General features: G+C 70.1%; 6 protein-coding genes and 4 pseudogenes. 4 read left to right on the top strand and 6 right to left on the bottom strand.

The features are described 5' to 3' along the window. Positions 1-93: 93 nt before the first annotated feature. Positions 94-249: pseudogene (locus AB0M27_RS45505) on the bottom strand (SPFH domain-containing protein); the annotation flags it as partial. A 360-nt stretch (positions 250-609) separates the two neighbouring features. Here AB0M27_RS45505 and AB0M27_RS45500 point away from each other — a divergent pair. Next, positions 610-2334, top strand: coding sequence for a hypothetical protein (locus AB0M27_RS45500; RefSeq protein ID WP_365731896.1), 1725 nt, complete (start codon positions 610-612; stop codon positions 2332-2334). A gap of 108 nt (positions 2335-2442) precedes the next feature. On the opposite strand, the pseudogene AB0M27_RS45495 reads toward AB0M27_RS45500, so the two are convergent. The 5 genes and pseudogenes from AB0M27_RS45495 to merB all read right to left on the bottom strand — a co-directional run. After that, positions 2443-2764: pseudogene (locus tag AB0M27_RS45495) on the bottom strand (aldo/keto reductase); the annotation flags it as partial. Between the two features lie 27 nt (positions 2765-2791). Continuing rightward, positions 2792-2857 (bottom strand): annotated as a pseudogene (locus AB0M27_RS45490) (transposase); the annotation flags it as partial. Between the two features lie 516 nt (positions 2858-3373). Continuing rightward, on the bottom strand, positions 3374-4207 hold the full coding sequence (locus AB0M27_RS45485) for a PIG-L family deacetylase (protein WP_365731894.1): 834 nt from the start codon (positions 4205-4207) through the stop codon (positions 3374-3376). Positions 4208-5006: 799 nt separating this feature from the next. Then, positions 5007-5210 (bottom strand): hypothetical protein, encoded by a 204-nt coding sequence (locus AB0M27_RS45480; RefSeq protein ID WP_365731881.1) that lies wholly within the window; start codon positions 5208-5210, stop codon positions 5007-5009. A gap of 20 nt (positions 5211-5230) precedes the next feature. Then, complete coding sequence (merB, locus tag AB0M27_RS45475) at positions 5231-6187, bottom strand: organomercurial lyase (protein ID WP_365731879.1); 957 nt, start codon at positions 6185-6187, stop codon at positions 5231-5233. A gap of 82 nt (positions 6188-6269) precedes the next feature. Between merB and AB0M27_RS45470 the strand changes: the two genes are divergently transcribed. The 3 genes and pseudogenes from AB0M27_RS45470 to AB0M27_RS45460 form a co-directional block, all read left to right on the top strand. Beyond that, positions 6270-6701, top strand: coding sequence for a heavy metal-responsive transcriptional regulator (locus AB0M27_RS45470; RefSeq protein WP_365731877.1), 432 nt, complete (start codon positions 6270-6272; stop codon positions 6699-6701). A 122-nt stretch (positions 6702-6823) separates the two neighbouring features. Beyond that, on the top strand, positions 6824-7732 hold the full coding sequence (locus tag AB0M27_RS45465) for a hypothetical protein (RefSeq protein ID WP_365731875.1): 909 nt from the start codon (positions 6824-6826) through the stop codon (positions 7730-7732). 265 nt (positions 7733-7997) lie between these two features. Next, positions 7998-8284: pseudogene (locus tag AB0M27_RS45460) on the top strand (phage tail tape measure protein); the annotation flags it as partial.

The following is an 8284-nucleotide window of genomic DNA, read 5'->3' as shown; positions in this document are numbered from 1 at the left end:
TCGGGGTATTTCCATGGTGCAGGCATCGGACCTGTGTTCTCCCGTCTGCCGAGGCGATCATGCCTGGCTTCAGGGCCGCTACAAAATCCGGTTCAGCTCACGTCGCAGATCGATGCGATTGCGGATGGAGTCGACATAAGGATGGATGCGGTGCAGCCCAGAGTCCAGCGTTCTCGAGTAGCGTCCGAACCGTTCGACAATCGCTGCTGAGCCCTCAGGAATGACCTGCACGGAGCGGAACGCAAACATGCCCAGCCCCACGCCGCTCGCTTCACCAACGAATCCCGCCAGCAATCCCCGCTTCACAGCTCCCCCGGCTCTATGCTCGCAGCTGGCCAGTTGTACCGCGACTACAGCATCCCACGAGGCACCGCTGCTCGGGGTCACGTCCGCTTGCTCCTATGCCAAGCGGCTACCGCGAGGTGGACCGGCTCCTGAGCGGTGCTGCGGTCGGCAGCCTGCGGTGCACAGCCGCTTGGCGGCGTAGCGATCCGGCTCTCCTCATCCCTGCGTCGGTGGCATTATGGCAACCACAGCGGGTCCTCGGTCGTCCTCTGGTTAACGATCCAAGAGGGGGCGCTGATGGGCCTGGTGCGCACAATCTTGCCGTTGCCGCGTGCCGTGGCCCGGCTGAGCCCACGGGTGGGCCGACCGCTGCTCGGCGCCGCGCTGATGCACTGCCTCGCCCCCGACTGGGTGCTGCTGCGGCCGCCATCGCCGATGCGTCGGCTGGCCTGGGCCGAGGAGGCGGTCGCCGTGTACCGGGCGCTCGTCGAGGCGGAAGAGCCGCGTCCGCGGCACCGGGACCTTCTGGCCCGCGCTCTGATCCAGCACGCCTCCGCGCTCCTGCTCGTCGGCCGCTACGAACAGGCGTGCACGGCGATGGAGGCGTCGCTGGCCGTACCAGGCGCGCGGTGGTCGTCGGCACAGCGGGCGGCCCTGCTGCACCTTCGGGCCCAGGCGCAGTTCGACCTGGGGCGCCACGACGAGGCGCTGGCGCCGGCAGGGGAGTGTGTGGCGGCATATCGCCGTCTTGTCCCCACGCGCCGGGAGAGGGCGCTGGGCGGTCTGCCGGGCGCGCTGCGCACGTACGCGCTGGTGTTGGGCGCCCTCGGCCGTACGGAGGAGTCCGTGGCCGCCTACGAGGAGTGCGCTGGGCTGCTGCGGGCCATGTCGCTGCGGGAGTTGGGACGCGCGTTGGTGGTTCGGGCGCGCGTGCTGAGTGAACTAACCGCCGGTTTGCGGGACTTGGGTCGGCACGAGGAGGCCCTGACCGTCGGCCGGGAGGCGTTGGAGGCGGCCGACCGCATCCTCGTGTGGTCTTTACCCGGCACCGTGCGGCCGCTGCGTATCCGGCTCCTTGTGGACCTGGCCCGCTGCCACGAGGCCACCGGGAACCTTCCCACGGCACGTACGACCGCCGACGAGGCAGTCGCCGAGGCCCGCACGCTGACCGACCGGAACCCGCCGGCTGGGAGGCGGTGGCTGACCGTGACGCTCGACTGCCTCGCAGACCTGCTCGCCGAACTGGAGGAGCGAGCTGAAGAGTTGAGCACCCGCAGGGAGCTGGCGGACTTGTACGCCGGTCTCGACGCCGAGCAGCCGGAGGTTTACAACCCCCTCCTCGCCCAGCAACTTGAGCGGCTGGCCGACTGCCAGCAGGCGACAGGCGACCGTCGCGCGACGGCAGAGGCGACAGAGCGCAGTGTCGCCGCCTATCGGCGTGCCGCGGACCACAACCCTCTGTACGAGCCGGAACTTGCCCGCGTCCTGGCCAACCTGAGCCTTTGCCGACAGGACGACGGCGACCTCGACGGCGCCGTCACCGTCGCCCGAGAGGCGGTGGCCCTCACCCGGCGCCTGGCCGAGTCCGACTGGCCGACCTACCACGCACTGACCGCCCGACGTCTGGGAGTCCTCGGCCGGGGTCTTCGTCACGGCGGCGACTACGCGGCGGCCGTCGCCTGCTACGAGGAGTCGGAGTCCATCCTGCGGGACGTGATGGAAGGCGCCGAAACGGACCGGCACGCATCCGCCCTCGCCGCCGCTCAGTCCGGTCTTGCCGTCTCGCTCGCCGCTGCGGCGCGAGCCCACCTGGCTTGCGGCCACTGCGCAGAGGCGGTTGCCGAGCTGCGCTGCCTCCTCGCTCTCACCCGCCGCACCGATCAGACTGACGTCCATGCCCTCTGCGTTACCACCTTCGCCGATGCCCGTGCGGAGCACGGGGAGGTGGCCGTAGAGGCGTGGCGGCGAGCGACGGGGGAAGGCTTTCCGACGTTCGTCTACCGCCTGTCCGTGACGGGCGCATGGACATCGCCGCCGGGTAGGAGTTGAACGTTCCGGGCCGGCTGATATTTCGGCCCGGAGCGGAGCCTGCCGTGCGCAGATGGACAACAACGTGGGTGTGCAGTGCGTCTGACGGACATTCGATGAGCACGCACCTTCGGTGTTCAGGCGGCGCAGGGAGTTTTCGACCTCGCGGATGCTCCAGCGTCTTGAACCGCCGCCCTGGTGGGGGTCGTCTTGGTGCAGGGGCATGAAGAACTTGGTAGCGAGGAAGACGTCCTCGCGGTGGTCCTTGAGTGCCTGGCCGACGATCTCCTCCGAGCTCCCGCTGGAGTACACGTCAGCGGTGTCGACGAAGTCGATGCCGGCGTCGCGAGCCCGGTGGATGATGCGCACCGAGTCGGTTGCGTCGTCGATGTCCAAGGGGGCCGAACATCATCACCCCCAGGCACAGCGGGCTGAAGCCGAGCCGGTGCATCAGCCTCGTGGCACCCGAGACGGCGTAGGCGACATGGAACTTCCTGCCGATCAGGGTGGCCGCCCTCGCCGCGGTCCACAGCTGATCCCCCACCCAGCCGTGCGCGGCCGGTTCCTCATCGAGGTACGCGGCCAGTTTCTCCAGACAGCGCGGGGGCAGACGGCATCGCGATTCGCTCGGGCCACGGGAGGCCAGAGCCCGCACACCGCCCTCTCGCCACAGCTGGTGCCACTGGTAGGCGGGCTTCCGGCTCACCCGCAGCCGCAGCGCCGGGTGGTCGCCACGTCGGCGCTGCTGATCTGCGCAGACGCTCAGCCCGCCTCTGCTCCGGGGACGGGCTGTGCGGTCGGCCCGCAGTTCGGCTTGGACACCGGTCACCAGACCGTCCGGTTGATCCCCGTCCAGCCTTGTCGAGCGTTGCCCGCTCAATGGCCCTGCCCGGGTAGGGGACTGGCGTCCTCTTAACCGCCATGCCACTGAGCAGGGCCATCCTGATGATCAAGGGCCGCCGGAGCGGACCCCACGTGAACAAGCCTCCTGGTGCGCGAGCACGCTCGATCGAGCCGTACGAACCATGAGCTTTCTCAGGCCCCCGGGAAGGCGGGTGGATCAGCGCAGGCCCGCGAAGAGGTCACTCTCGGGCACGGCCGCGCCGGTGGTGTCCTGGACACGTACGAAGGTCTCGACGCCCATCAATTCGGTGAACCTTTTCTGGCCCATCTTGAGGAAGAAGATGTTCTCGCCCTGGCTGGCGTGCGCGGCCAGCGCATCGAACTTCTGACCGCCGAACGCGGTGGTGTCCACCCAGGTGGTGATGTCCTCGTCGGGGAGTCCGATCTCGGCCATCGCGGCGGCCTCGGCGGGATCCGGCTCCTGCCAGTCCGCACCGAACTCGCGCATTGCCTCCCCGAACCGCTGCATCATCGAGCGGGGCGCCGTCGTCCAGTACACCTTCGGTGTCTGCGTGGTCATCGCCAGCGCCGTCATCGTGATGCGGTTTGCCTGGATGTGGTCGGGGTGGCCGTAGAAGCCGTTCTCGTCGTAGGTGACGACCACATCGGGTTGGTAGCGGCGCAAGAGGTCCGCGAGTCGGGCAGCGCCCTCCTCCACGGGTATCTGCCAGAAGGATCCGGGGGCGTCGTTGGACGGCCAGCCCATCATCCCGGAGTCGGCGTAGTCCAGCGTCTCCAGATGACTGACCTTCAGGATGTTGCAGCTCGCCTCAAGCTCTTGACGCCGCATCAAGGCGACGGCTGCCGGATCGTGCCCGGTTTCGCCCGGCTTGACACCCCCCGGCCCGTCACCGCAACTGCCGTCGGTGCACGTCACAAGGACCGTGCGGATGCCCTCCGCCGCGTACCGTGCGAGGACACCTCCCGTTCCAGTGGCCTCATCGTCGGGATGGGCATGCACCGCCATGAGCGTCAAGGGCCGGTCATTCATGAAACAGTCCTCCTGTGTGAAAAGGCCTCGGTCCGAGTCTGCGGCAGGCGTATAAGGGGTCGCCCCGATATCGGGTGACCGGGCGCACCGCGGGCCCGCGGTCCCGGATCACCTCGGGGCGGACAATCTTCTGGTCTCTCTGTTCCCCGCCCGCGCGGCGCCGGTCCCTCGGCGGGTGCAACAGTGCTGGCCGGACCGGTTGTTCCCGCTGCGCGAGGCAACCCTCCTGGGCCTGCGCTGGCGCCCGTGCACTTTGCTTCCGCCCCAAGCGCAGACCCGAACCATCCCGCCCGCAGCAGCGACCCGATCGACCTCGCCATCCCGGAAATCCGCCACCTGATTGCCGCCCTGCTCAAGCGACCATCGGTACCAGTGACCACGTTGCTGGCCTGCTCGATCTGGCGCAGACGCCACCAAGCACAGGCCCAGCGCTACCAGTACCGACGACGCGTCACCGCTGCTCACCCACCTGGATCACGAATCAAACTGGAGTACTAGTCGGTGTGGCGGGGCTGGGAGCCGCGGTGTGGCCGGCGCCGGCGGGCAGGCGTAGCAGAGGGTCCGTGCGGGTGTCGGACACCGGCCGGGCCGTCGTCTCGGGGGCCGAAGACGCGAACGCCGGTGCGATTTCCTTGCAGGGGGCATCGTGGCGCTCCAGCGGACCGGCGACGCGCTGGCCGACGGTGGCAACGCCAACACCGGGTACCGCGCGCAGTAGTGATCTGACGGGGGATGGCATGGGCCGCGAGGACAGACGCGCACGCAGAAAGCCGCGTGGCGTTCGTCAACACCGGAGTGGTCAAGGCGACGTGACGCTCTCCGCCGCACGGCCCGCCGCGGTCTCCGGGTACGTGCACCAGGTCAGGCGGGTGGCCGCGAGGGACTTCCGGAGCCGGAAGCAGGAGTTGGCTGCGATGGCTGCGTTCGGCACCGCGTCCGACTCCTCCGGGACCAGCCCGGCCGCGATGTGGCGGCGTTGGTCGGCGCCCGCCTGGGCGGGCAAGACCGCGCTGCTCGCCGAGTTCAATCCTGCATCCGCCGCCCGGGGTCACCGTGGTGGCGTTCTCCATCACCGCCCGCCTGGTCAGCCAGAACACTCGCGCCGCGTTCCGCGAGGTCGTCGAGCGCCAGCCGCACGCGCTCCTCGAAGAGGAGGAGCCGCCAGTCTCGGAGCACACACGCGAGGAGCAATTCCTCGACGCGCTGGACCGGGCGGCGGCGCGGTGCGCGGAGCCAGGTCGTCTGTCCGCCGGTGGAGGTGACGGTGATGGTGTCGCCGGTGACGGGGATGGCGGAGGTGATCACGGCGTCGGTGCCGAGCATGTCCGGGATGCCAAGGGCGTCGATCGCGCACCTCGAGTAGACCTCGATCCCGCTGGCGAGACGGACCTGGTGGGCCGTGGGCAGGGCGGAGAACGGGTACGCCGCCCGGATGCGGCCGTGATCATCCAGGGCAAGGAAGTCGTCGGCCGCCAGGTCGGCGACGACCTCGGGGGCCGTACGGCCCTGAGCGGCGGCCGCGGCTTCCAGGTCCTCGAGCGTGGGGCTGTGTCCGGTGGCGGCGAAGTGGCGGAGCAAGGCCTGCTGAATGGCACGCAGTCCGACGGCCAGCGGGGCGAGGCGTCCCTGGCCGCCGCGGCCTACCGCATCCGTCGGCGGGCAGTCGCCGTCCCCGCCGGCTTCCGCGTCGGTCAGAGCGCGTCGCAGGTCGGCGACGCTCGGTGCTCCCTCGGCCCGGCCGTCCGGCCCCCGGTACAAACGGCAGGACAGCGACGCGGCAGCACCCGGCACGGCGCAGGGGTCCACACCGTCGATCAGAACGGTGGGCGATCCGGTCATGCCGAGCCGGGCGGCCTGCTCGCCATCGCCGACCTCAACCCGTTCCACCTCCACAGCGCGGCCGTCGAGGGCCCGGGAAAGCCGGTCCTCAACCAGTGGCGCATTGGGACAGCCCGGCACGGTCAGCACGGTGATCCGCATGGTCCTCCTCCCAGCTCACAGCCTCTGCGTCCGACGGTAGACCTTCCAGTGCACTGGAAGGTCAAGGCGTAGCCTCGGCCGTATGCGCATCGGAGAACTGGCCGCCGCCGGCGGGCTGACGGCCAAGACCATCCGCTTCTACGAGCAGGCCGGCCTGCTGCCCGAACCGCCGCGCACCCCGGGCGGCTACCGCGACTACCCGCCCCAGGCCGCACACCGGCTCGCCTTCATCCGCGAGGCCCAAGCGGCCGGCCTCACCCTTGCGGAGATCCGCTCCGTGCTGGCCGTACGAGACTCCGGCGAGGCGCCCTGCGTGCACGTCGCAGACCTGATCGCGCAGCACCTCGCGGACATCGAGCGCCGCATGGCCGAACTGCGCGCCACGCGCGCCGCCCTGCGCACGCTCGCCCACCGAGCCCAGGCCACCGAGCCGAGCACCTGTACCGAGGCAGACATCTGCCGCATCATCACGCCCGGACCGAGTGACAACGAGGGATTGTCACCACGCGCGTGACAATCTGCGGTTCACAGCATGAGCCCAGAGCCCACCGTGGACCAGCTCATCTAGGCGGCCCACGCTGGTGCAGCGATGACCCGCTCGACCCGCTCGACGCCCTCCTGGCGCTGACCCGTCACGTGTCCGGCCGGTCCGACCTGGCCGTCGACCACGTCGTGAAGCAGGCCCGCGAGGCCGGATACTCCTGGACCGTGATCGGCGAACGCCTCGGCGTCTCCCGTCAGGCTGCACGCCGGCGATACGCCGACCGCGTCGCCCACGCGCCCGCGACCGTCGGCCTGATCCGCGGCCGCGACCTGGAGGCCGGACTGGCCGCCGCGCTGGCCGCGGCCGAGGCTGACGATCTGGCGGAGGCGGGCACCGGGCGGCCCGTCACCTGGTCACCGCACCTGGCCGCCCTGTGCGGGCGGCAGCAGGCGGCGGATGGGGCCGGGGAGCACGCCGGCACCGTCCACCTCGTCCCGCCGCGCGACCGCATCGCCTCATGGGCCGACCTGCACCGCCAACGGCTGACCGCCGCCACGGCCGCGACCCGCCCCGACGACCGCCCGCGCCGCGCGTTGGCCGTCTATCACCATCCGTACAGGCCTGCCACGCTCGACCGAGCCGGCCCACGTCCCGCTGCCCCGAGGGCCCCGGCTGCGGCCGTCGCAGATCCCTGCCGTCCTGCAGCGCACCCTGCCCGGGCGACGTCGGCCCGGGTCGTCGCTGTCCGCGCTGCCGGTCCTGACGTCACCCGTGCCGGCCCGGCGGAAGATGCCGGCGCCCGCCGGTCCCGGCATGAACACGGTGAGGGTGACACCTGTGTCCTCCAACTCGTCCTCCAGTGCCCAGGCAATGACTCGGTGCCGCGCCGGCGCTGCCCGCGCGGCCGGGGCACAGCCGTCATCTGGCCCCGCCGGTCAGGCCGTCACCGTGCGGATGACCCGGTCTTTCCGGCTGCGGCCCCCGCCCGGGACTGGGGCCGAGGGGGTGGGTTCGCGGGCTCTGGGTGTGATGCCGGCCATGCGAGCGGGATCACATCCTAAAGAGGGTCGTAGGACCAGATGCCCGTGAAATGCATCGATTGTCGTCTATATCAACAAAACGGACATTTCTCCGTAGGGGGGTAGTAGGTCACATCATTGCGTCCACACCCGGCCGCCGCTAATCATGGCTGTCGTCGCCGCGAGCCCGATGACCGGAAGCGAGCGAATCCCCCAAGGGTCTGCCCGTGTGCACGGGTGGCCGACGCCGCCGCCAACGACAGCGGCCGGCACCGACTTATGTCCCCTACGGAGAGTTGCTTTTCGCATGGCCATGATCAACCGCACCCGCATCGCCCGTCTCGGCCTGACCGGTATCGCCACCACGGGGGCCGCAGCCGCAGCGCTCACCCTGATGCCGGCCAACGCACAGGCCGCCGAGTCGACGCGAGCGCATGCCACCGCGGTCGTGTCCTCCGGCAACGACAGCCGTGGCGCTTCTGCGTCCAAGAGCGGCTCTGCCAACAACCTCGACGGCTGGATCAAGCAGTCGCTGAGCATCATGAAGGCCAAGGGCATCCCGGGCAGCTACGAGGGCCTCAAGCGCAACATCAT

The organism is Streptomyces sp. NPDC052107 (assembly GCF_040680215.1).
Taxonomy (GTDB): Bacteria; Actinomycetota; Actinomycetes; order Streptomycetales; family Streptomycetaceae; genus Streptomyces.
This window is presented reverse-complemented; position numbering and strand designations above follow the sequence as displayed.